Genomic DNA, 24,398 nt, shown 5'->3' with positions numbered 1-24,398 from the left:
GGGACATGGTGGCGTTCTCACCCTTGCAGCGCGCCCCATGCGGTGCATGCTGCGGCCGGCCCATGGACATCAACGCGCTCGGTATCGCCATCCTTCTCATTCTGTTTCTGCTGTGGAATCTCGACTTCGTCGTGACCCTACTCAATCTCCGAGCCCTGCGCCCGGAAGTTCCGGCAGAGTTCGAAGGCATCATCCCTGCCTCCGAACACCAGAAATCCCTCGCCTACGCCCGCGCCAGCGCCCGATTCGGGCTGGTGGAGTCGCTCGTTTCCCTCTCCACCCTACTCGTTTTCTGGCTGATTGGAGGCTTTGGATGGCTTGATTCTCTGTGCCGGAGTTGGTTGGGCGATGGCATTCCTGCAGGTTTGCTGTTTCTTGCTCTGCTCTTCATCGGAAACCATCTGCTTCACCTGCCGCTTTCAATCTACTCCACTTTTGTTTTGGAGGAACGCTTCGGTTTCAATCGCACCACCCCTCGATTGTTCATCACCGATGAGATCAAGAACCTCCTTCTGAGTGCCGCTCTGGGTCTGCCTCTGCTTGCCGGATTGCTGTGGATCTTCCAAAATGTTCCCCAGGCTTGGCTCTGGGCTTGGCTCCTTTTCACCACCGTCCAGCTTCTGCTGACTTGGGCAGCCCCTACCTGGATCCTGCCCCTTTACAATCGCTTCACCCCCATGGAGGAAGGACCCACCCGTTCCGCCATCGAATCGATGGCCGAGAAATGCGGATTCCCTCTCGGCGAAATCTCGGTGATGGACGGGTCCAAGCGATCCACAAAAGCCAATGCCTATTTCACGGGTTTCGGCAAAACCAAGAAAATCGCACTCTACGACACCCTCGTTGAAGAACAAACCCGCGATGAATTGGTCGCCGTACTCGCTCACGAAATTGGCCATTTCAAATGCCGTCACATCATCAAACGGATCGCCATGGCAGTGATGCAAACCGCGGTTCTTTTCTTCCTCCTAGGACGCGTCATTGATTCTCAATCCCCCTTTGCTCGAGAGCTCTTCGACGCCTTCTTTGTTCCCGAAATCTCCGCGCACGTTGGACTCGTCCTCTTTGCCATCCTCTTCTCACCCGTCAGCCGCATTCTTTCAGTGCTCGGCAATCGATCCTCACGCCAACACGAGTTTGAAGCCGACGCCTATGCCGCCCAGGTGACCGGCCAACCGGAGGCTCTCATCTCTGCGTTGAAAAAGCTCTCCGTGAAGAACCTTTCCAACCTCACCCCCCACCCTGCGCGGGTCTTTCTCGATCACTCCCACCCACCCGTGCTCATTCGCATCGCCGCCCTCCGATCCCTCTGATACATCCTCATCATGTTCTCCGCTGATCCCTCTCGTTACGACGGTCGCATGCCCTACCGCCGCTGTGGCAAGTCCGGCCTGCTGCTTCCCGAAATCTCGCTCGGTTGCTGGCACAACTTTGGCCATTTCGACGATCAACACGAAGCACGCGCCATTCTTCGCCGGGCCTTCGATCGCGGCATCACCCACTTCGATCTCGCGAACAACTACGGTCCCCCATACGGCAGCGCCGAGGAAAACGTTGGCCGCTTCCTCGCGGAAGACTTCGCCTGCCATCGCGACGAACTCGTCATCTCTTCCAAAGCGGGCCACGACATGTGGCAGGGCCCCTATGGTGAATGGGGATCACGCAAGCACCTCCTGTCTTCTCTCGACCAATCCTTGCGCCGACTGCGACTCGATTACGTCGACATCTTCTACTCTCATCGGCCTGACCCCAAAACGCCCCTGGAGGAAACCATGTCCGCCCTTGCCACCGCCGTGCAACAAGGCAAAGCGCTCTACGTTGGACTTTCCAAATACCCACTCAAAAGACTCAAGCGCGCCGTCTCGATCCTCAAGGACATGGGCGTGCGTTGCCTGATCTATCAGCCCCCCTATTCCATCCTCAATCGATGGCCGGAAACCGAGGGAATTCACGAATGGCTTCACGACAAGGGTATCGGCTCCATCGTTTTCAGCCCGCTCGCCCAAGGCATGCTTACGGGCAAATACCTCGCCGGGATTCCTGAGGGATCCCGAGCCGCTCGGGAAGAAGGATTCCTCCAAACCGACCAGGTCGCACAGCAGCACGACAAACTGCACGCCTTGCACGCCGTTGCCACTGAGGCCGGCATGCCTCTTCACCATCTCGCCCTGCGTTGGGCCCTCCAACAACGGGGAGTGACCTCTGCCCTTATCGGAGCTCGCACGGTCGCGCAACTCGACGATTCTCTCGACGCCCTCCACACACCCGAAATCTCCGCCGACCTCCTGGCCCGCATCAACGAGATCTCGCCTGCTTGAGCGAAGCCCCCGAGCACCCGCCCGTAGGGAAGACCTTCCGCTTTCCCGACGGCTACTACGCCTGCCGGATCGATTGGGCTGGATCCCCGCCCAAATCCCCATTCGCCATCCTCACCGCCTGGAATCCTATGGACTCCAGGCGGAGCGATTCCTGGAACCGAATGGCGGACCGCCACCTGCACCACCTTCTCGTCCGTGCAGGAGCCGAACCGGTCCGCGCCACCACCTGCGCCATGGACGGCAGCCATGCAGAGCCCGGATGGGCTGTCGCCCTACCCCTCGACACCGTCCTGAGGATCGCGCGTCGATTTCACCAACGGGCCATTTGGTGGAGCGATGCCTGCCAACTTCACCTCGTTGCCTGCTCCGATGGCCATCGGGAAACCGTTGGCCCTGCACTCCCTGGCAACTGATTTCAGCCGACAAACCGCTGCACTATCGGCATTCGCCTTCCCATTCCAAAGGCTTTCGAAGTAACTCGAATCCCCGGCGCAGCCTGTTGGCGCTTCCACTCATTGAGGTCGACCCGGCGTTGAATCCATCGCACCAACGACTCTTCATATCCGGCCTCCACAATCTCGTCGACGGAGCACTGCCGCTCGACATACATCTCCAAAATCGCGTCCAGCACCTCATATTCCGGCAATGTGTCCTGGTCCTTTTGATCGGGTCTCAGCTCGGCGCTCGGCGGCTTGTCAATCGTGCTCCACGGGATCACCTCCCGCTCACGATTGAGCCACCGGCACACCTCATACACCCGGGTTTTCGGGAGATCTGAAATGACCGCCAAGCCTCCGCACATGTCTCCATAGATCGTGCAATATCCGACGGCCAGTTCGCTCTTGTTTCCCGTCGTTAGCAGCAAATGCCCCATTTTGTTGGAGAGTGCCATGAGCAACAATCCACGGATTCGCGCTTGCATGTTCTCCTCCGTCACATCCTCCGCCAAACCCTCAAACAACGGTGCCATCGTGGCCTTCACCTCCTTGAAAATCGCGGAGATTTCCACGCGGTCGCAACGAATCCCAAGGTTCTTCGCCAACACCATCGAATCCTCAACACTCCCTCCAGAAGAATAGGGGCTGGGAAGGGTCAGCCCATGAACCTGCTCCCCACCTAGAGCCTCCGCCGCGACGGCCGCCGTAAGTGCCGAGTCGATCCCGCCACTCAGTCCCAGACAAACGCTCGAGAAACCCGTCTTCCGAACGTAGTCTCGCAGTCCAAGCACCAAGGCACGCCACAACTCAGCGGCGCTTTCCCGGTCGACCTCCACCGGAGTCATCGGTGCCTCCAAATCGACCACCTGCGTCATTTCCTCGAACCCGCGCCCCTCGAACACCACCCCACGATCCGGCAAGGCCACCAAGGAATGACCGTCGAAAACCAACTGATCATTCGCGCCCACACTGTTGCAGTAAACCACAGGAACTCCCGCCGCGGTCGCCACCTCACGGATCATCCGGCTTCGCACTTCCGGTTTCCCAAGGTGAAACGGAGACGCTGAAAGATTCAAAAGAATGTCCACCCCACCATCCACCAACTCCCGGACCGGGTCGCGATCATACAGGGGGCGTTGCAGGTAGGCATCCGTCCAGATGTCCTCACAAATCGTCACCCCCAACCGTCGGCCTTTCCACTCGATCGCCTGACAACGCTCCGCCGGCTCAAAATACCGCCACTCATCGAACACATCATAGGTGGGCAGAAGCGTCTTCCAGATCCTCGCCTGAACCTCCCCATCGGAAAGCAGCGCCGCCGCATTGCGAAAGGGCTTCCCCGGATCGGCCGGATCGTTGTGGTCAATGTACCCCACCAACAACGGCACCTCCCCAATCTCGCTGGCAAGATAGTCGAGAGCCTGCAGGCACTTGGGGACAAAAGAAGATTTTAGAACCAAGTCGCGAGGAGGGTAGCCCACCAGACTCATCTCCGGGGTGATCACCAGTTCCGCGCCCTCGTCCAAACAGGCCCGGTAAGCCTCCAAAAGGCGCTTCGCGTTGCCGGGAAAGTCTCCGACCGTGGCGTTGATTTGGGCAATACCGATTTTCATAAGTCCAGGAGGCGCGAGATCCCACACCGCCAAGGCCCATCTGAAAAACCCAAAATCGGGCCGAATTCAAATGCCCCCAAGTGAATCGGACGTCTGCTCCCGTTGCGTGGTCGGAGAAACCTCCGAACTCCCGAAACTCACGACCGAACCAATTCCCGCCCCGTGTCCCCCCCCCAATCGGGACTCAAATGTCGCCACCGGAAACGTATGCACTTCCCGCCGGCGAATCAGCCATCGCGCGATGCCTCCGGCGAAGATCGCCAACACCAGGGTCACAGCAGGCACCCCATACTCCCGAATCCACGCCTCTGCATGCACGCGCCACATCGGAACCGCAGGCACCCCTTCAATCTTCGGCGGCTCGGGGGCTTCAGTGGACGATGACGGCATCGATTCGGTAGGGGCCGCCAAGCCGACCGCTTGCTCGACCCAAAAAATCCGGATCGCCGCTTGGACGCAGAAAGCTTCCAATTGTTCCGCCGCATTCCCTTTTCCTTCTGCAGCGCGAATGCATTGGACCAAAAGCCGGTTGGCGTCGGACGGCCTCACCTTTTCCGTGAGATCAGGGCTAAACTCCAGCATAGCCCGATTCGGGGCCCCATAGAAATACAAAGCCACCAATGCAGGTTTGCCTTTCGAGGCAAATCGCTCTCCAAGCTCCTCCAATCGCACCCCGTCAGGCAATGCCTGATCCTCTTGAAACAGCAGCACGTGGAAATCGATTTTTGAATCCTCCGCGTGATATCGCAGAAATTTCTCCCGTTCCGCCCGTTCGTCCGGTCGCAGAATCTCCTGAGGATCCAAAAGGAAATCCGGGCCCGGATCGCCAAAATAAGCGTCCTGCATCTCGGCCGGCACGGGCCGACTCCCTTCTTCCGCCTCCACCAATTGGTCTTGCGCGCAGGCGATGCCGACCATCACCCCCACCATCCACCACCAGCTCTTCATGCCACGCCTCCTTTCCTCACTCGGCTCAAACGCTTGGCCCGGCGAGCTCGCCGAATCAGCACCCGAGTGGTTTCTTCCATCACCCGAAGAATCCCCGCTTCATAAAGACCCTCCACCCAATAGGCGTGGGCCCGGCTCATCGCCATGAAGGTGTCCTCCTCCCCCAAATGCCCATCCAAACGGTACCCCCAAGTCATTCCGGCCTGACGGGTGTCGGGATCGATCGCTAACAAAATCCCCCCTTCACGCGGTCGGCCAGCCTGCAGATCCGTGACCTCCGCCCGATTCAAAACCCAAAACCCATATTGCCTAAAATCGCCGCCCCCTGGCGGACGACCGGTATGCACCGCAAACCAAAGCTGCGGGAACTTCCGCTCAAATCGATCCATCGCCCGCTGCACCTGATCCCTCGCCGCACGCGTCATCAGACCACCGCCATCATCCAGCCGCGCCATGCGAGGCCCCTCCGAACCATACCATTCATCCGCCACAGCGAGCGAAAACGCACAATGGGGACACACCTCCGCTCCCCGGTGAATGACCTGTACACAGCGCGGACACTTCATGAAAAATCTTTCCAAGCCATGCTATCGCTTGGCTTCGGAAAGGATCAAATCCCAATTGTCGCTGCCAGCCCTACAGCGCGATTTCACGCCGACCTTTCCTGCAATTTCGCCCTTTCGCAAATCCTCGACCTGAAGCACGCTCCCGGCGATGCCACGCGTCTTCGTCCTTCTCCTGAGCTTCCTTCTCGGCTCCCGAATCCCGGCCACCGCCGCGGCTCCCTCGGGCGACGACGGAGTCAGGGTTTCCGTCCTCGGTTATCATGATTTTTCCGAGACCGAACCGGAAACGGAAATGCGCATTCGGACCTCCAAATTCCGCCAGCAAATGCAGACACTTCAGGATCTCGGCATCCCCGTGATTCCGATGTCCGACTTCATCGCTTGGCGCCAAGGGGAGAAATCCATCCCCAAGCAGTGCGCCGTCATCACCATCGATGACGGCTGGAAAGCCGTCTACACCGACGCCTACCCCATCCTCAAAGAATTCCAGTATCCCTTCACCCTCTTCCTCTACAAAAACTACATCGATGGCGGCAGCAAAGCGCTGACCACCTCGATGGTCGAAGAGATGCAGAAAAACGGCGCGGAACTTGGCTCCCACTCCGTCACCCACCCCTACCCCGCCACCGTCAAATCCCATCGCAAAAAGGGACCTGCGGACTACGAGGCGTTCCTCCGCACGGAGTTCGGAGAATCCAAGCATTTCCTCGACGAACACTTCCACACCGAGGTCACCACCTACGCCTATCCGGGCGGCTTCCACACTCAGGAAATGTACCCGATCGCTCACGAACTGGGCTATCGCTACCTCTTCACGGTGCTCCCGGGTAAAGTCACTCGCGATAGCGATGACCTGCAACTTCCCCGCTACGTCGTTCTTGGAACTCACGATCCCATCTTCGATCTGGCCACCCGCTTTGGTGCCGGCGGGGTCGCCGGATCCTCGGTCAGTCTCGCCACGTCCAAGCCCCTCCCCTATCCCGTCAGCCCCGAACCCGGCGCCATGATCGAGGAGCGCTTGCCAACCATCGCCGCCGACCTCTCCGATGCTGGCGATATCGATCCCTCCAGCCTGCACATGGAAATCAGTGGTTTTGGAACGGTCCCCGCCGTTTTTGACCCCTCCACATCGAAGTTGAGCTGGAAAATCAATCGCCCCCTCCGCCGGGAAGCCTGCCAGGTCCATGTCTCGTGGAAGAGGAAAGATGGAACCACCCCGGAAGAACCCCTGCGTTGGGCCTTCCGCATCGATCCCGAAGGCTCTTACATGCCGCTCCACTGATATCGCGCCCCTTTCTTGTCACCCAACTTTCTCTCCTGACTCTTCATGTTCGCTTCGCTCTCCGATTCCCTCGACAAGACCTTCCGCAACCTCCGTGGGGTTGGGAAAATCTCTGAAAAGAACATCACCGATGCTCTCAAAGAAATTCGCCTGGCCCTGTTGGAGGCCGATGTCGAGTTCACCGTGGCCAAAACCTTCATCGAGCACGTCAAAGAAAAGGCCATGGGCACCGAGGTGCTCAAAGCCGTCAAACCCGGAGAACAAATCGTCAAAATCTTCCACGACGAACTTGCCGAACTTCTCGGGGGCGACCAAGTGCCGCTGAATCTTGAAGCACCTGCACGCATCCTTCTTTGCGGCCTGAATGGTGCCGGTAAAACCACCACCGCTGCCAAGCTCGCGGGACGCCTCAAGCGCGAAGGTCGCAAACCGCTTCTCGTCGCCTGTGACCTCTATCGGCCCGCCGCCATCGATCAGCTCGCCACCGTCGGCGGACAAGTCGGCGTCCCGGTCTATACCCCGGATACCAGCGAATCGGATGTCGTCAAAGTGGCTCAGGACGCCCTCTCCTGGGCCTCCAACCAAACCCACGACGTCCTGATCTTTGACACCGCTGGCCGCCAGGAGATCGACGAACGCCTCGTCCAAGAACTTCAGCGCCTCCACAGCTTCCTCACGCCCGGAGAAACCTTGTTGGTGGCCGACGCCGCCACCGGCCAAGGAGCCGTGTCTGTGGCCCGCCACTTCGATGAGGCCGTTTCCATCTCGGGAATCATCCTCACCAAGCTGGATTCCGACGCCCGAGGCGGAGCCGCGCTCTCCATGCGGGCCGTCACCGGAAAGCCCATCAAATACGTCGGCGAAGGCGAGAAACTGGATCAACTCTTCGAATTCCACCCCGACCGCATGGCAGACCGCATCCTCGGCATGGGGGACGTGGTCGGCATGGTCGAGCAAGTCGCTGCCCGCATCGACGAGAAAGATGCCATGAAATCGATGGAGCGACTGGCCTCCGGAAAATTCGATTTCTACGACTTCCTCGACCAGATGAAGATGATCTCCAAGCTGGGCGACATGAAAGGCCTGATGGGCCTCCTCCCCGGCTTCAACAAGATCAAGAAACAGCTTCCCGATGCGGCATTCGACCCCAAACGCATGAAGCGCACCGAGGCCATCGTTCTCTCGATGACTCCCGACGAACGTCGCCGTCCTGAAATCATCAAAGCCTCTCGCCGCCGTCGCATTGCCGCCGGATCCGGAGTCGACATCATCGAAGTCAATCGTCTCCTGAAACAGTTTGGGGAGATGCGCAAGATGATGCGCTCCCCAGGAAAAATGCAGAAAATGATGGGCGGCCTCGGAGGTGGCATGCCTGGAATGGGCAAAGGCAAAGCCGGCAAGGGTGGATTCCCGGGCATGGGTGGATTTCCCGGTCTCGGCAAAGGCGGCATGCCCGATATGAGCCAGCTCGGCGATCTCGGCGACATCGACAGCCTCCTCAAAGGTCTCCCTCCCAAGAAGCGCTAAGCCGATTCGGCCCAGACGCCCTCAGCGGCGCGCCCTCCGCTTCTGGCATCGACGATGAAGTCGACGCCATTTCGGACGAACACACCGTGACAAAAGCCATCGGAGCCGCCCTACCAGAAGGCGGCACCAGTCGGGTTTTTTCAAGGGTTTCAAAATCGATTCCCCGCAGAAAAAGAAATCCCTGTTCTCTGGGGAATCTTCTGAAAAACAAAAACCTACGGCGACGACGAGACTTTTCTTCTTCTCCCCCTCCCGCCACCCCGCTCTCTCCATCGGACACCGTCTCACCCGGGAAATCCCCACCTCGAAATCAACCCGACGGCTCGCCTAGTCCCAATGGGAGATCGCGAGCCTAAAAAAACGGGAGGCGCGGTGATCCCCCCTAGGTCTCACCGCGCCCCCCAACACACCAACCGAAGGCATCGAGGCGGCGCTCCCCCAAGCGCGATGTTGCCTCGGCTAAATTGGCGGTTATCTCCAAGGGTTGTCCCTCCCTTGTCGACAGGTAGGGGCTAGCATGCTTTCGGTGAGATTTACGTAACGTCATCACGTAATCCCCGCGCTCCCTTAGGGTCTCGTCTCCTTGACTGAAATTTTATGAAATCCTGACAATCAAACGCTCAGAGAAGCCTCCATACGATTTCCCCGCCTTTCAGTTTGAAAAAAATTTTCCATCGCGGCGTCCCGCGGCCTGCTTTTTCTCATCCCTGAACGGTTTCGTTCCACTTCGCCTATTCCGACCCGTTCATCAAAAGGTATCCGCCTCACCCGCAAGATACGCTTCCATGGACCGAGCGAGTTCCACCCCTTTGGGACTCAAACGGAACGAACAAAAGCGCCGATCCCCTTGAGGTTCGGTACGCGCGCCTAGCCCGAGCGCCTCCATCCGATTAGCAATATGCGTCACCAAGGTCTTCGAAACTTCGACCCGCCGAGCAAGGTCGCTAAGCGCTGAAATATGGCGATCCGTCTTGGCGAGGACCAGAAACACCTGAATCGCACTGACCGATAGCTCCAACCCGCGCAGAGCCTGCAGTACCCGTCCAAAACGCTCTAAAGAATGAAACGCCACCGTCGGCAATCTTGGTGTTTTTCTCGATCTTCTCATCCTCTCTTGAGATGGCTGAAGGCTTTGCAAAACTCTTGATCAAGCGAGCCATCCCTACCCTCACGGGCCGGTCCTTGAAATCGGCTTCGCCACCTGTCCGTCTTGGACGTTTCTCCGATCACCCATCTTGGGGAAAACATAACGATCGCATTTCGCATAAAACTCAACCGTCTCGAGTCCTGACCGATCACCTGCAATGCCCCCCTGTTTACACAAAGAACACCCATCCAACATAAGCAATCATCATGCCCAAAGACACCGAAAGAATGACAAACGCATCTCAAACCCACTCGATGATTTCCCCCCATCATCGACTCACCTCCTCGCCCTAACTCAAAGTCGTCAAAATGATCACATTCCCAATTGCACTTCGGTATCTTCAAAATTTCCAAAGCGCGATGAATTCGTCGACCGATCGGCCTTCGAGGAACAACCCCTGGGTTCTTGAGGCCATATCCTCCGTCCTTAGCGTGCCCGCTCAAAGAAGCCCACCTCGTCGGCCTGACGGGACCTCCGAAACCACCTCGACCTCTTCCTACGAAAAAGATCCCTCCCCACTCACCTCGCAAGCTTGCTCCACGCCGACCCCTGGCACCCCAGACCGTCCACAGTACGGTCCTCTTCACGGTCGGTTGGGTGAGTTCTAAAAATTCGTGGTTTTGGGTCGCCTGAAAATGTCGATCCCGGCTTCGCTGAGCCGACAAGACGATCAGTCACTCTTCGATCTGCGAACAAGGTGAGTCACAACTGGCATCTTCGCGTCCATAAAAAAGAAGCACCGACCAAAGAGCGCCTTCATTCCGAAATCGTCGAATCGATTGGGGCCGTCCGGAGTCATCAGCACCTCGTCCGTCGCCAAGGCATTCAGGTGATTCTGGCGAATGATCTCGAAGTGCTTTTGAGTGACCTCTTCCAACACAACAGAATACGCGGGATGATTGTAGGAAATCAGAAGGTTCCCATCATCCATGGGAAGAGGATTCATATCGGGATGAAACCCGAAGATCTCTGAAACAATCTCAAGCGCGGCTTTTGCAGCGGCATCCTCCGAAAGGCCCTCGGGAATCACCACGCAGGTTCCATGCTTCAACACAACAAAGTCCTGTTTGCCATCGGTGTAATATCGAAATCGATCCATGATGGTATCGATGGGGAGGACAATATCAGGCTCCCAAGAAGGGACCGGAGGCATCGGCTTCATTGATTTCTCTGAATGCGAAGTGAGCGGATAGGATTCCAAAAGTGGACTCCCATGTTGAAATGGGAGGCGCCATCGGGCCTTCACCCCATCAAAAGCGGAAAGGTTCGAGCTGGCAGAGGCTTTTTGGTGCTTTTGTCTTCGGACCCCCCGGCCCATTGACGCAGCGCCTCTGCCAGCCCTTCACCCTTACACCCACGCCGTCCCTGGCGCGGTGTAAATCTGTTGGAAAGGAGTTGGTACATCGGATCGATATCCCTCATCAGCAATGCTCCGAGTTCGGATATCACAGGAATCACCCCGGCGACCCTCCACCCCATCAAGACCCTTTCGATGCGGCAGCTCACGACCTCCAGTCCCGCTCAAAATCCCAAGAGATTCCTGGTGAGATCGAAGGAGAACTTTGTCTTCGATCGATCGAGGAAATTTCCCAAGAACGGGTTGAAGACACAAGCGGTCACACAACGCAACCGTGAAGCTGGCGCTAATCGACAATGGTAATAAGGGGGAGAATGTTGGGGAGAGAACCTCGGCATGGGTCACATTGACCGCCCCCGAAGGACTGCCCGGACCTTGTCTCCTACCCCGTTGCTGGTCAAGGGGAAAGACAGGTAAAAGTTCGAATACCCCCCAAATGGGGGGTGTTTTAGACGGCTGAGGAACCCTCGATTTTGGCGACTCCTTCCTCGGCACTTTGCTTGCCCAATCCTTCGAGATACGTTGATTCAGGCCCCGTTCCTATGCTTCTCGCATTCCACAAACCCTTCGATGTGCTGAGCCAATTCACCCCGGAGAATCCTGGTCAGCGCACCTTGGCAGAGTTCGGGTTTCCACGTGGGGTCTGGCCCATCGGCCGGTTGGATCGGGATTCCGAAGGGCTCCTGATTTTGAGCGACGAAAAACCCCTGGTGGATCGTCTTCTTCATCCCCGTTCCAAGCAGCCCAAAACGTACTTCGCCCAGGTGGAAGGCATCCCCGAACCGCTCGCATTGCAGCGTCTGACGGACGGCTCCCTGACCATTCAGGGCCATCGTTGTGCTCCGGCAAAAGCTCATCTGCTCGATCCGCAACCCGATATCGCTGCCCGAGTCCCTCCCATTCGTGTCCGTCGAGAAATCCCCGATTGCTGGATTTCCCTCACCCTGATCGAAGGCAAAAACCGGCAAGTCCGCCGCATGACCGCTGCCGTTGGACACCCCACCCTTCGCCTGATCCGCATGGCGATCGGATCACTCCATCTTCACAACCTCCCGCAAGGGCAATGGAGAGAAATCACGGGAGATGACCGATCTCGCCTGCTGCGCGGCCGCTAACTCCACCCATCACAGCTTCACCTTGAAAAAGTCCATCATCACCTGCCGGTAGACGGACCGCTTAAAGCCAGGCACCCAATCGAGATCAAATTCATCCGGCCAAATCCATCGATGGCGGCCAAACTCACGGGGCCTCTGCTGAGTATCCACCTCCGGCGCACCGGGATTCAGTTCGCAAAGGAAATAGGTTTGTTCCTGACCATCGAAGCCGTGCTTCTTCAGCTTCTTTTCCCGAACCTCCGGAGGATAGAGATAACGGTAGCCGCCCTTCGAATCGAGAATCCGATAGGTCTCCGGTTTCAGTCCGATTTCCTCGCGAATTTCCCGTCGAAAGCCATCGATCAAGGCCTCTCCATCATCCACTCCTCCTTGGGGAAATTGCCAGGCTCCAGGCATCTGCCAGCGTTCACAAATCAGCAGGTCCCCTTGGGAACGCACCATCAAACCGGCTACGTTGGGACGAAATCGCTTCATCGACAAACGATTGCGGAGACCGCTCCGAGCATCAACCCTTGATTGTTTTCACGAAAACTTGCGAAGAAGCTGGCCATCATTTCCCGTAAAGTATCGATCCCATCCATGAAAAAATTGCCACTCTTGCTGCTCTTTGGGTTTTTGCTCCAAGCTCTGTGCGCGCAAACGCCTAGCAATTCCGACACCAACGGCGACGAAACTACCGACTCGTCCTCAAGTGAGAATGCCAACGCGGTCGACGCGGTCGGGGACCAAGGATTCTGGGAAGCAAGCCTGCCGGGAGGCACCTACGTCGTGGCCCTCAACCGAATCTGCTCCGTCAGCATGCAGGAATACCTGCTCGACGGGAATCTGGTGGTCAACGAACTCAACATCGACACCACCGGAAGAGCCATCGCCCGATTCTATTTCATTCAACCGCTGGCCGAAGCCACTCAACTCAGCGGAGTCACCCGCGCCGTCGAACGAGGTCGCGAAATGATCGACCGCGCATCAGGAAAGGTCGGCATAGAAGCCCACAACATGGCCCAGAAAACCTACCCCTCCACCACGCATGCCGGCATGATCGAATACCGGGTACTCGACCGCGCCGACCTCGATGTAATATTCCAAAGCGCCCTGCGTGCTTGGAAATCGGGAAAGGGGCGAAAAGTCACCGTGCAGTGACTCATCGAGACGGCTTGGTCGCTTCCTGGCTCTCCTCCCGAATCCTCTCAAATAGGCTTTTCCCGACGTCAAAAAGATCGGCGCCGTCGCGGAGAATCTTCGTGGCTTCTTCAATCGGGTCTCCTTCCCCATCGATGGCCCGCTGGGCACGCTTGAGAAGATCGTTCCCCTGCTGCAGCAACTCGGGATGCTCCGCCAGACCTTGCAGCATTTCGGGCGACACAGCATCACGCGTGAACTTCAACACCCGCTCCCCAGTCTCTGGCAATTGCTCAAACATGCGCAGTCCCGCTGCCGCAATCAACCGAGCCGTGAGATCCTCGTGAGGATCATCGGTCGTTCCCGACAATTGCACGGTCGTCCACAATAGACCCCGCTCACCCGCTCGAAACACCTGTGTCTCAGCACCGGGGATCAAGGCCAAAGTTCCGGGGGTCAAGCCGAGCCGGATCTGCCCACGAAGCGCGCGATGGGGCCCGATCACCACATCGCCGGTCACCCGAATCAGGCCTTCGCTGGAGAGGACCAGATGCTTGAGGGATAAGGTTTCATCCATTTTGAGGAAATCGGTCGATGCTTCGCTGAGATTCAGCCTCCGGAACCGTGGATTTCCCCCATAGGCCCCGAGCGCATCCAGGATCGGAAGCCCAGTCAACACGCCGTTCTGCAAATTCACTCGCCCCTCCACAACCTCGCGTTCGGGCCCCCGCTTGAATTTCATATGAGCCTCAAACTCTCCGTCCAAACGCTTCTTCCAGTCCTCCGGAAGCACCTCCGATAGGTCGCCATCCCGCAGATCTCCATCAAAGGCATGCTCCCCAGTAGCGAGATTGGATTCGCCGCTCAACGTCAGCATCGCTCGCTGAAACAGACGAAAAACCGCCTCATTCAAATACACCCTGTCTTCCTGATAGCGCAGCTGTGCTTGCTCCAAATGCCAGCTCGGCACCTTTTCCCAAGGGAAACTCAGCACCCCTCCGGTTCCTGTTGCTTCGTAGGCCCCGCGGGACGAGGTGGGCTGAATCCGCCATCGGGTGCCCTCCAAAGTGAATGCGCCTTCCGGCCGAATCACGCGGAGGATCGACTCGTCCACGATCAACTCCGTCAAATCCACCTCATTCGGAGTCAGGCCATCATACCATCGGGGCGATTTTTTGGGAGTCTCCCCTCCCGGCACTCCGCCTTCACGAGAATGTTGAGCTTCCTTTTTGGCACCCGGCTCCACTTCTACGAGCAGCCTCCCCACTCGTCCGTCGCGCAATTCCACCACCCCATCGCGAAGCTTCGATAAGCCGATGTCCAGAGACATCCGGTCCGCCTCCACTCGCTTCACGATCTCACTCCCTGCAGCCGAAAACGACGGAGTCCGCACGGTCGTGCCCTCCCAGCGAAACGGTCCGAAGGTCGCCTCGGCCTTCAGACCCTTTCCCGCCTCTCGTTCCAACATATGGCGAAATTCCTCGCCGTGCAGCCAATGCCGCAGCCCGATCCAAGCCGCCAGCATGCCGACCAAAGCTACCGAACCCACCACCAACAAGGCTTTGATCCACCCGGGCTGTGCCCTCTCCGTTCGCTTTCTCGCCCGACGACTCATCCTCCGCAGCATGCCTGGAAACCGCCCTTCCGCAAGCCGCTTGCACCCGGCGAACGACTGCCTAAAGTCGCGCCATGCAAGAGGAAATCACGCTCCAACGCGAAGTCGACGCCATCCAGATCCCCAGCGGCGACACCATCACCCTTCCCGCCGGCACTCCGGTTTACATCACCCAACGGCTGGGCGGCACCTTCACGGTCGCCACTTCCGCAGGCCTCGCTCGGATTTCCTCGAAGGATGCGGATGCCATGGGCATCGATCTCGAAGCGGAGAAAGAAAAGGTCGCTGCGGCCGAAGCCCTCAAGGATGCCCCCATCGAGGATCAAGTCTGGGCCCAACTCAAGAGCGTCTACGACCCTGAGATTCCAGTCGATATCGTCAACCTCGGTCTGGTTTACGATTGCTCGATCACCGAAGAAGACGGTCAGACCGTCGTCGGCGTCAAAATGACGCTCACCGCTCCCGGTTGCGGCATGGGTCCCGTCATTGCCGCCGATGCCCAGGCGAAAATCATGACCATTGAAGGGGTCGATGATGCCCGCGTTGAACTCGTCTGGGATCCCGCCTGGAACCAGGACATGATTTCCGAAGAAGGGAAAATGAAGCTCGGGATGATTTGACCTCCTTGCAATTCGGCTGCGGGGCATCAGGCTGCCCGTCCGCATGAAGTCACCCCGCCGCGCAGCCGTTTCCATTCTCCGAGCCTGGGCCAAGGGCCACGTCTATGCCGAGAGCCTGATCGAAAGACACGCCTCTCGCAACAACCTATCGGCCTCGGATCGAGGACTCCTGAATGCCATCGTTCTCGGCGTCCTCCGCCACCGCAGGTTGCTCGACCATTGGATCGGTGAGCTGAGAAAAGGGAAACTCGACCACGAGACGCGCGACATCTTGCGCGTCGGGCTCTGCCAACTGCTCATCCTGCAACTTCCCGACCACGCCGCGGTGTTTGAAACCGTCAACCTCGGCAAATCTCCTGTCCGGGGCCTGATCAATGCGGTCATGCGCAAAGCAGCAGCGACCAAAAAATCGCTCCTCGATCTTTCCGAGCTGCCCCCAGCCATCGCGCACTCTCATCCCGATTGGCTCTACAACCGATGGCGCAAAGCCTTCGGCCCTGAGGCCACCCTCGAGTTGATGGCATTCAACAACCTGCCAGCGCCCACCGTTGCGCGCATCAACCCCCTCGCCCCGGAAGCGACAGACCCGCCCGCAGGCTCCAACGAGTCCCTCCCCGCAGGGTATTTTCAGATCGATGGACCGATCCCCACCGAATGGCTCACCAAGGGCACGATTTACATCACCGATCCCGCCACCCGCCACGGCATCGAGCTCCTCGCTCCGCAGCCCGGGGAACAGATTCTCGATGCCTGTGCCGCCCCCGGAGGCAAAGCCTTCCTGATCGCCGCGGCAGGGGGTTCCGGCCAGGGACTGACCTGCACCGACTCCAACGAAAAGCGATTGCCTCGTCTCCGAGAAAACCTTTCACGGCTCCACATCACTCCCGATTCCATTCAAGCCCACGACTGGACTCAACCTGCTCCAACAAAATGGCACGGTGCTTTTGACGCGATCCTTCTGGACGTCCCATGCTCGAATACCGGCGTGTTTCGCCGTCGTGTCGACGTGCGATGGCGGCTCCGTCCTCAGGACATCACCGACCTCACCCGGATCCAGCAATCCATTCTTGAGCAGGCTCTCCCTTGCCTGAAGCCCGGCGGTCGCCTCGTCTACTCGACCTGTTCCATCGAAGCGGAAGAAAATGACGAGCTTCTCCAGCAATTCGTCGAACTCCATCCCGATTGGCAGATCACAGAAACCCGGCAGGCCCTCCCTCAAATCGACGGCACCGATGGGGCTTTTGCCGCTGTCCTGCGCCGCCGTAGCTCGTTTGATTGAGGGATCGCTTGTCATCCCCGTCCCTGCTTTTGGAAACGTTCTCTGATAAAAAATCCCAGCTCCTGATGGGGACATTCGCGAAAATTTTTTGTCACTCGTCTCATCGAACTTTTCTCCAATTCCACTGATTTTCAGTGGATCGCTTCCCATCGTGGGCGCCTTCGCCCGATTCTCTGTGGCTTCCCGATTCTGACTTCTCCCATTCTGGCAGGAATGGCGTTATCACTGCTTGCAGATGGCGCAATTCGCCCAGGAAAATCAACATCGGGCGAAGGATCAACCCAATCACTTCAGCATGAAAACCCTTGGAATTTCGCTGCTCTTTGCAGCTTCTCTGCCCGCCTTTGCCCAAAAAATGGGCGATCCCGTCACCATCGATGCCTTTGGCAAATCCGACTGGGTGCAAGGAGAAGCTCCCGCCACCTGGGAACCCGGCAAACTTTACATCATCGAGTGCTGGGCCACTTGGTGCGGGCCCTGTGTCGCCGCGATCCCACACGTCGATGAACTCTACGACAAATACTACGATCAAGGCCTGCGAGTCATCGGCATGAACGTCTGGGAAGACGGAAAATCGAAGGTCGTCGACTTTGTCAAAGATAAGGGAGAGGGCATGTCCTATCCCGTCGCTTACGTGGGCAAAGGCGGCACCTTCGAAGAAACTTGGCTGAAACCCGCGGAAGTTCGCGGTATTCCTCACGCTTTTGTCGTGCAGGACGGAAAAGTCCTCTTCACCTGCCATCCCATGCAACTGAGCGAGGAAGTCATCGAGAACCTCCTCAAAGGAGGCGAGGTCGCTGAGACCACCGTCACCAACCTGATGGAATCTCGCCGCAAACAGGAAGCCACTGGCAAGGTCCTGCAAAGCATCATGCAAGCCTCCGCCCAAAAGGATGCCCCTGCCCTGCATGACGCCTTGGAAGAACTCCGGAAGATTGACCCCAATCATGGGTTCCTCGCCACTTTCGGTGTCGACTACCAACTGCTCACCGAGGACTGGGATGGCGCTGCTTCTGCCCTTTCCAAGGACGCGGAAAAGGAACAACCCGCCATTTCCATGATGTCGATCGCCAAGCGCTTGGTGGAACTCCCGGAGTCGCCGAATTCTCTCCGCTCCACCGTGGCCGAGCTGTTCACCAAGCAGCTGGAGGCCAAAACCGTCCACCCTCTCCAATACACCGTGCTTTCCAAACTGGAATGGGCGATGGGTGAAAAAGATGCCGCCAAGGCAAGCGCTCAAAAAGCACTCGACTGGACTCACACCCCGGAAGGCGCCGAGATTCCCTCCGAGCCCTTCGAAAAACTCACCAAGTCGCTGGATGAAGGGGTGATGCCGAGCGACGACCAGATGCAGGCTTGGTTCCAGGAAGCCACGGCCAAACGTCAGCCTACCGCCAACGGCTGAGTTCCCTCCCCTCAACTTCACCCCCATCCGGAATGTCCCATCGGCATTCCGGATTTTTTATGTCTGCGGGATGCATGCATCCCATCGAATCCAACATCCCTTCGCTTGCCCTAACGCATCGAACTTGTCATGAAATCAAGGGTGAAAGTCCCTTTTCAGGTCCTTGCCTTCCTTGTCTCGGTCTTGAACCTCCTTCTCCCGGCTCACGCCCAATCCGGTGGAAATCCTCGCACTTCGCCACCCGCCACCTTAGAATTCTGGAATCGAGAGCTGGTCACCTTTCGCGCCACTCTCGCAGGTCTCACCCCTGAGGAGCGCCTCGATACCACTCTCAAGAACCTTCGCGATCTCCCCGAATTCTCTCCCTACCAACCCATCATCCATCACCCCATTGAAGCAGGAAGTCTCAGGGGAGTGGCGTTCGAGATTGATGGCCATCGGCTCTTTGTCCTCGTCCCCGCAGACCTCGATCCTACGACCGGGCGCACCCTCGAGCAGGAGGCCGAACTCGTGCATGACCAGCTCGAGAGTCTCCGCCAAGCCTGGCTCGCCCAGCGCAGTCCGCAGGTCCTCCTGCGTGGCGTGCTCATCGCCATCCTTTCCACAGCGGTATTTGCAGGAGTGCTCATCCTCCTCCGAAAACTTGGCAAATGGCTGAAGCGACTCTTTGTCCAACGCGCCATCCGACTTCGTCAGCTCAAGCGGGCCCACCTCGATCTCCGCCCGGTGCTCTTGATTCTTGTCCGCCGATTGGTGGGCCTGATTGTGGCCTTCCTCGGCTTTTCCGCCACCTACCTGTGGATCACGGAAATTCTTAGCCTCTTCCCCTTCACCGCGCCCTGGTCCATCGTCTTGGGAAACCAGCTGGTGCTGCTCTTCGGATCGCTCGCCATGAAAACCGTGGGCGCACTTCCGTCCATCCTCGTGGTCATTGTGCTCTTCTTTCTGACCCGTGGAACCGTCCGCATCGTCGATCAAATGCTGGCCAGCTTCGAAGCCACCGAAGAAGAAGGCCAGTTCCTCGGCAAAGACACCGCCCGCGCCACCCGCCGCATCGCCGGACTCGCCATCTGGATCGCCGGACTGATCATCGCCTATCCCTACATTCCCGGATCGGATAGTCCTGCCTTCAAAGGCATTGGAGTTCTTCTCGGACTGATGATGTCCGTCGGTTCAAGCGGCTTCGTCAATCAACTCATGAGCGGCTTTGTCGTGCTCTATTCCGGGGCCGTTCGCTCCGGCGAATATGTTCGTATCAATGACCTCGAAGGTACCGTCATCGACATCGGTCTCCTCTCCACCAAACTCCTCACCCCGAAACGGGAATACATCACCGTTCCTAACGCTGTCATCATCTCCAAGGAGACGCATAACTATTCGCGAATCGAAGGAGAGTCCACCGATCGGTGCGAATACGCCACCAGTGTCACCATTGGCTACGACGCCCCCTGGCGCCAAATCCACCAACTCCTTCTCAACGCCGCGACCCACACCCCAGGCATCCGCCATTCCCCAGCACCACGGGTCTTTCAAACGGCGCTCTCCGACTATTACGTCGAATATGAACTGCGCTTCGTCCCCGCCGAACCCAGCCGGAAGGGATTGATTCTCTCCGACTTGCACCAACGCATTCAGGATCAGTTCAGCACCGCCGGAGTCCAAATCATGTCTCCGCACTTCGTCTCCCAACCGGCAGATCCCGTCCTTCCCCTACCGTGGCCTCCCAAATCCCCCGAAACCGCGGCACCGGCTTCCGACGACACCTGCCAACCTGATTCAACATCCGAAGTCCAACCCTCTTCATCTCTTAATGAGACTCATTCCAGCGATCCCGATGTTTGAGGTTTCATGAAAATATTTTGATGTGGGATATCCGACCCAGACTTCCCTTTATCCTTCATCGGCAACCCTTTACAAAACATCATTCCGCATGATTCCGGAATGAACTATCCGAATTGCATTGCGCCACCTCAAAATTTCTTAGATATTTTTAACGGATGTTTTGATTTCCATCCGATTCATTTGATTCTCAGAAACTAAGAAACTTCAAATATGAGAAAAATGGCTCAAAATTACCGTTGGTATGCCTACCTCGGATGTGCGCTCCTCGGAGTGGCCTCCGCTCAGGAAAAAACCCCGAACATTCTGGTGATTTGGGGAGACGACATCGGTTGGCAAAACGTGAGCGCCTATGGCATGGGGACCATGGGCTACACCACGCCTCGACTGGATTCGATCGGAATGGAAGGCATTCGCTTCACCGACCACTACGCTCAACCTTCTTGCACAGCGGGCCGTGCGGCCTTCATCACCGGGCAGTATCCGATCCGTTCCGGGATGACGACCGTGGGGCAACCGGGTGACGCTCTCGGTTTGCAGGCTGCTTCGCCTTGCCTCGCAGAAGTTCTCAAAGGCGCAGGCTACGCCACCGGCCACTTCGGGAAAAATCATTTGGGTGACCGCAACGAACACCTCCCCACCGCGCATGGTTTTGACGAGTTTTTCGGCAACCTCTACCACCTCAACACTCAGGAAGAAGCGGAACAGCGGGACTACCAGAACTTCGGCAAAACCTTCTCTGGATCACTCGAAGCCTACGAGGAACGCTTTGGAACCCGGGGAGTGATTCATTCCTTCGCAACCGATACCGAGGATCCCACCGATCAGCCAAGATTCGGCAAAGTCGGAAAACAGAAGATCGAAGACACAGGTCCTCTCACCCAGGAGCGCATGAAGAACTTCGACGCGGAGGAAGTGATTCCTAAAGCCGAAGATTTCATGCTCAAGGCCAAAGATGACGGAAAGCCGTTCTTCGTTTGGCTCAATACCACTCGCATGCACCTCTACACTCGTCTGGACGAGAAGTGGAAATACGCCGCCGAGAACGTCTCATCAGAAGCCGATATCCACGGCTCTGGCATGCTACAACACGACCATGACATCGGCCTGGTGCTCGATTTCCTCAAAGAGAACGGGCTCGATGAAAACACCATCGTGTGGTATTCCACCGACAATGGACCGGAGCACTCTTCCTGGCCCCACGGAGCGACCACGCCCTTCCGCGGAGAGAAAATGACCACCTATGAAGGTGGAGTCCGCGTCATCTCCATGCTGCGTTGGCCAGGAGTCATCAAGGCGGGCCAAGTTCTCAATGGCATCCAAGCGCATCAGGACATGTTCACCAGTCTGGCCGCGGCGGCCGGAGTGGAGGACGTGGCTGAAAAGATGAAAGAGGAAAAGCATCAGATGATCGATGGCCTCAACAACCTCCCCTGGTGGGAAGGAGAGGCCGAATCGTCTGCCCGCAACTCCCTCTTTTACTATTACGAGTCCAAGCTGACGGCGGTCCGCATGGGTCCCTGGAAGTTCCACTTTTCCACCAAAGAGAACTACTACGACAATCTGGTCCCCCGCACCGCGCCACTCGTCTTCAATCTGCGCATGGATCCATTCGAATCCTACTCCAGCACGGATGCCTACGGGCATCTCATGCAAAAGGTATCCTGGCTGATGCAACCCATGGGAGTGCTGATGCAGGAACACCTGAAATCACTGGCCGAATATCCCCCCGTCCAGGGCGGGAAGTCCTTCGACATGTCGAACGTCGTCCAGGAGTTCATCAACAAGAGCGCTCAGTAGCGCCCTTGGATCCGCCCAACCCCTCTTCGTTCCATAACACCGATGGGACGAAGAGCGAGTTTCCATCCAGGAGCGATGGTGGCCCGTGAACCCACCATTCGCACGGCCCCTCATTTCAACTTCCGGCCACACCATGATTCCTTCTGGACGCGAATCTTCGATCGTCCGCCCGCAGTCCTTTTCTTTGGAGTGCGACAATCTACCCGAATACTCCTACCGACTTCGCGGACCTTGGGAGCTGGTTCATGAGCAACTCAGCCCTGGGGATGCAGGAGCGCGAGCGAATGGCATCATCTGGGGCAAAAATGCCATCTATCACGAGTTTGTTGAAAGTGACATCCGATTCTTAGGACAACTTCACCCCGGATCTCTTGTGTTGGCGATTCCTGACGATGCGTCCCGATTGGGGAGCTACTGGGGAAAGCCCTGCCCGTCATCGTCTTTGGTGTATTTCGACTCACACAGAGAAATCGATATTTCATTGAAGAACTTATCCGGATCGATGGTCGTGCTCAACGAAGAAGAGTTCATGATTGCACTCGATCAAGCTGGGGGACTGGAATCCCTCAAACTTAAGGGCCACCATTATCTTCAGCTCCTGCCTCAACGGCTCAGCCACCTCAGGAATCTGTGGGCGGGCATGGCCGAAACCTCCCTGGCACCTTCCGATTTTTCGATCTCTCAATACGTCGCGGAAAGTCTGGCCCAATGCGCTCCGATCTCATCAGGGCGCACCATCCGCTCCCGCAAACGGACTTCTACGATCAAGGAACTCGTTGATCTTTGGGAAAGAGGCGAAATGCCCCTCTCCCTTCGCGAATCATCTCTCCAGTTGGGAATCAACCAACGAACCTTGAGCAATTGGTTCAAAATGGAAACAGGTCTCCCTCCCCACCAATACCTCCTTCGTCGTCGCCTCAACCTTGCCTATTCGCAACTTCTTCAGGCGACCCCTTTGGAGACTTCCGTCGCGGACATTGCCTTCTCTATCGGGTTCACCGAGTTGGGTCGATTTGCTGGCCGCTTTCGCCAGCTCTTCGGCTGCTTGCCCTCTCAGGTCCTTCGCCAAATCCCTCCGCCGGGCTCTCATTGGGTCCAACTCGGAAACGCTGCCTAAGCTCACGCTCATCGACGTCAACACCATGAAATCAAAACCCTTGCTTCACATCACCGGTTGGATCCTTCTTTCGCTGGCGGCTCAGGCACCGGCTCAGGACTCACTCCTGGATCGCCCCCAACTCGGAGGAAATCTCTTGGGTCTCCGGGACCTACTGGGGGCCCATGGCACGGAACTCCGCCTGGAATCCACCCAGTTTTATTACGGTGACCTCGCCGGCTCGGGTCCGGAGAAGTTGGAGCTTGGAGGAAAGACCGATGTGTTTTTTGCCATGGATGGCCAAAAGGCAGGCTTGTGGCCCGGATTGTTTCTCAATGTCCACGGGGAGTATCGCTACGGTGATGCTTCCGCCGCCGCCGGCACTCTCACCCCGGTGAATGCTGCCATGCTTTCTCCGCGGGACCAGGATGACGTTTTCGGCTTCACCCATGTCGTCCTCACTCAGGCCTTCAGTGAGTCGGTGCTACTTTCGGTCGGAAAATTCAACACGGTCGACCTTGCGGACCGGACTTTCCTCGGTGGCCGAGGAGTCGAAGGGTTCATGAACACCTCCTTCGTCGCTCCACCGATCGCTGGCCGCACCATTCCCGTATCGACCTTGGGCGCGATCCTGAGCGTGCTAGACGAAGGCAAACCGCTCTTCAACCTCGGGATCCTCGACTCTCGATCGTCTGGAACCGACTCCGGGCTCGATGGACTGGACGACGAGGAACTCACGATCATTGCAGATTACACCTTTTACACTCAATGGGGAGGACACACCGGCACGCATACCTTCTCCGGAAGCTATTCCACCCTCAATGCTTACTCGTTTGATGCGTCAGACTATCTCCGGCCACCCACCGGCGGCCCGATCATTGCCTTCCAACAAAGTGATTCCTGGCAACTCACCTATCTCTTCGAACAGTATCTCTGCGAGTGGGGGGACGAATCAAAAAACGGCTGGGGGATTTTCGGAATGCTCGCCTGGTCCGACGGCAATCCCAATCCATTCGAATACAGCGCCGTGCTGGGCCTCGGAGCCAATGGCGTTTGCGCCGCAAGACCTCATGACCGCTTTGGCGTCGGGCTTTTCTGGAACGGCGTAAGCCGGGCCTTAAAAAGCACCGTTCGCCCCCTCACCCGCATCGACGACGAATATGGAGTCGAGCTTTTCTACGACGCTGCCGTGACCCCATGGCTCCATTTCGGGGCCGATGTTCAGTTCGTCCACCCCGTCCTCTCGGGCAATGACGACGCGATTTTCGCAGGCCTCCGTAGCCGGGTGATTTTCTAACGTCATTCATCTCATCCT

At 57.5% G+C, this 24,398-nt stretch carries 21 protein-coding genes; 14 read left to right on the top strand and 7 right to left on the bottom strand.

Annotated elements, in window-relative coordinates; genetic code table 11:
* Positions 1-62 precede the first annotated feature (62 nt).
* Genes HNR46_RS12270 through HNR46_RS12260 form a run of 3 tightly spaced genes read left to right on the top strand, consistent with a single transcriptional unit; the run spans position 63 to position 2,731 of the window.
* Positions 63-1,313 carry a M48 family metallopeptidase gene (locus tag HNR46_RS12270; RefSeq protein ID WP_184019196.1) on the top strand — a complete coding sequence of 417 codons (1,251 nt, stop codon included), beginning with the start codon at positions 63-65 and terminating at the stop codon, positions 1,311-1,313.
* 12 nt (positions 1,314-1,325) lie between these two features.
* Positions 1,326-2,318 (top strand): aldo/keto reductase, encoded by a 993-nt coding sequence (locus HNR46_RS12265; RefSeq protein WP_221285145.1) that lies wholly within the window; start codon positions 1,326-1,328, stop codon positions 2,316-2,318.
* Positions 2,315-2,731: a DUF3293 domain-containing protein gene (locus HNR46_RS12260; protein ID WP_184019194.1), complete on the top strand. Its 417-nt coding sequence runs from the start codon at positions 2,315-2,317 to the stop codon at positions 2,729-2,731. The genes HNR46_RS12265 and HNR46_RS12260 overlap by 4 nt, the downstream gene beginning before the upstream one ends.
* A gap of 2 nt (positions 2,732-2,733) precedes the next feature.
* On the opposite strand, the gene HNR46_RS12255 is transcribed toward HNR46_RS12260, so the two are convergent.
* The 3 genes from HNR46_RS12255 to HNR46_RS12245 form a co-directional block, all read right to left on the bottom strand.
* Positions 2,734-4,368: an NAD+ synthase gene (locus HNR46_RS12255; RefSeq protein ID WP_184019192.1), complete on the bottom strand. Its 1,635-nt coding sequence runs from the start codon at positions 4,366-4,368 to the stop codon at positions 2,734-2,736.
* Between the two features lie 66 nt (positions 4,369-4,434).
* The gene (locus HNR46_RS12250) at positions 4,435-5,316 is read right to left on the bottom strand and encodes a hypothetical protein (protein ID WP_184019190.1); all 882 of its coding nucleotides are present in this window, start codon (positions 5,314-5,316) and stop codon (positions 4,435-4,437) included.
* Complete coding sequence (locus HNR46_RS12245) at positions 5,313-5,882, bottom strand: TPM domain-containing protein (protein WP_184019188.1); 570 nt, start codon at positions 5,880-5,882, stop codon at positions 5,313-5,315. The genes HNR46_RS12250 and HNR46_RS12245 overlap by 4 nt, the downstream gene beginning before the upstream one ends.
* A gap of 148 nt (positions 5,883-6,030) precedes the next feature.
* Here HNR46_RS12245 and HNR46_RS12240 point away from each other — a divergent pair, with 148 nt between their 5' ends.
* Both HNR46_RS12240 and ffh read left to right on the top strand, forming a co-directional pair.
* The gene (locus HNR46_RS12240) at positions 6,031-7,164 is read left to right on the top strand and encodes a polysaccharide deacetylase family protein (protein ID WP_184019186.1); all 1,134 of its coding nucleotides are present in this window, start codon (positions 6,031-6,033) and stop codon (positions 7,162-7,164) included.
* Between the two features lie 45 nt (positions 7,165-7,209).
* Entirely contained in the window at positions 7,210-8,691 is a 1,482-nt protein-coding gene (ffh, locus tag HNR46_RS12235; RefSeq protein WP_184019184.1) for a signal recognition particle protein, read from the top strand.
* 748 nt (positions 8,692-9,439) lie between these two features.
* Here ffh and HNR46_RS12230 read toward each other — a convergent pair.
* Together HNR46_RS12230 and HNR46_RS12225 are read right to left on the bottom strand one after the other, a co-directional pair.
* Positions 9,440-9,763, bottom strand: a complete 324-nt coding sequence (locus HNR46_RS12230; protein WP_184019182.1) for a helix-turn-helix domain-containing protein — start codon at positions 9,761-9,763, stop codon at positions 9,440-9,442.
* 745 nt (positions 9,764-10,508) lie between these two features.
* Complete coding sequence (locus tag HNR46_RS12225) at positions 10,509-10,937, bottom strand: hypothetical protein (RefSeq protein ID WP_184019180.1); 429 nt, start codon at positions 10,935-10,937, stop codon at positions 10,509-10,511.
* Positions 10,938-11,737: 800 nt separating this feature from the next.
* On the opposite strand from HNR46_RS12225, the gene HNR46_RS12220 reads away from it, so the two are divergent.
* Positions 11,738-12,310, top strand: a complete 573-nt coding sequence (locus HNR46_RS12220; RefSeq protein ID WP_184019178.1) for a pseudouridine synthase — start codon at positions 11,738-11,740, stop codon at positions 12,308-12,310.
* A gap of 9 nt (positions 12,311-12,319) precedes the next feature.
* Here the strand turns inward: HNR46_RS12220 and HNR46_RS12215 are convergent, their stop codons facing one another.
* Complete coding sequence (locus HNR46_RS12215; RefSeq protein ID WP_184019176.1) at positions 12,320-12,784, bottom strand: NUDIX domain-containing protein; 465 nt, start codon at positions 12,782-12,784, stop codon at positions 12,320-12,322.
* A gap of 105 nt (positions 12,785-12,889) precedes the next feature.
* Between HNR46_RS12215 and HNR46_RS12210 the strand changes: the two genes are divergently transcribed.
* Positions 12,890-13,450: a hypothetical protein gene (locus HNR46_RS12210; protein ID WP_184019174.1), complete on the top strand. Its 561-nt coding sequence runs from the start codon at positions 12,890-12,892 to the stop codon at positions 13,448-13,450.
* 1 nt (position 13,451) lies between these two features.
* Here HNR46_RS12210 and HNR46_RS12205 read toward each other — a convergent pair whose 3' ends face one another.
* On the bottom strand, positions 13,452-15,056 hold the full coding sequence (locus HNR46_RS12205) for an AsmA family protein (RefSeq protein ID WP_184019173.1): 1,605 nt from the start codon (positions 15,054-15,056) through the stop codon (positions 13,452-13,454).
* A gap of 62 nt (positions 15,057-15,118) precedes the next feature.
* On the opposite strand from HNR46_RS12205, the gene sufT reads away from it, so the two are divergent.
* From sufT to HNR46_RS12170, 7 genes are all read left to right on the top strand, one after another.
* A complete protein-coding gene (sufT, locus tag HNR46_RS12200) occupies positions 15,119-15,664 on the top strand; it encodes a putative Fe-S cluster assembly protein SufT (protein ID WP_184019171.1) in 546 nt (181 codons plus the stop codon).
* A gap of 43 nt (positions 15,665-15,707) precedes the next feature.
* Complete coding sequence (locus tag HNR46_RS12195; protein ID WP_184019169.1) at positions 15,708-16,943, top strand: RsmB/NOP family class I SAM-dependent RNA methyltransferase; 1,236 nt, start codon at positions 15,708-15,710, stop codon at positions 16,941-16,943.
* A 295-nt stretch (positions 16,944-17,238) separates the two neighbouring features.
* Positions 17,239-18,348 (top strand): TlpA disulfide reductase family protein, encoded by a 1,110-nt coding sequence (locus tag HNR46_RS12190; protein WP_184019167.1) that lies wholly within the window; start codon positions 17,239-17,241, stop codon positions 18,346-18,348.
* A gap of 129 nt (positions 18,349-18,477) precedes the next feature.
* Positions 18,478-20,190, top strand: coding sequence for a mechanosensitive ion channel family protein (locus HNR46_RS12185; protein WP_184019166.1), 1,713 nt, complete (start codon positions 18,478-18,480; stop codon positions 20,188-20,190).
* A 219-nt stretch (positions 20,191-20,409) separates the two neighbouring features.
* Positions 20,410-21,987, top strand: coding sequence for an arylsulfatase (locus HNR46_RS12180; protein ID WP_184019165.1), 1,578 nt, complete (start codon positions 20,410-20,412; stop codon positions 21,985-21,987).
* A gap of 133 nt (positions 21,988-22,120) precedes the next feature.
* Positions 22,121-23,104: an AraC family transcriptional regulator gene (locus tag HNR46_RS12175; protein WP_184019164.1), complete on the top strand. Its 984-nt coding sequence runs from the start codon at positions 22,121-22,123 to the stop codon at positions 23,102-23,104.
* A 25-nt stretch (positions 23,105-23,129) separates the two neighbouring features.
* Entirely contained in the window at positions 23,130-24,380 is a 1,251-nt protein-coding gene (locus tag HNR46_RS12170; protein ID WP_184019163.1) for a carbohydrate porin, read from the top strand.
* Positions 24,381-24,398: the final 18 nt, after the last annotated feature.

It is taken from the genome of Haloferula luteola, assembly GCF_014201715.1.
Taxonomy (GTDB): domain Bacteria; phylum Verrucomicrobiota; class Verrucomicrobiia; order Verrucomicrobiales; family Akkermansiaceae; genus Haloferula; species Haloferula luteola.
This window is presented reverse-complemented; position numbering and strand designations above follow the sequence as displayed.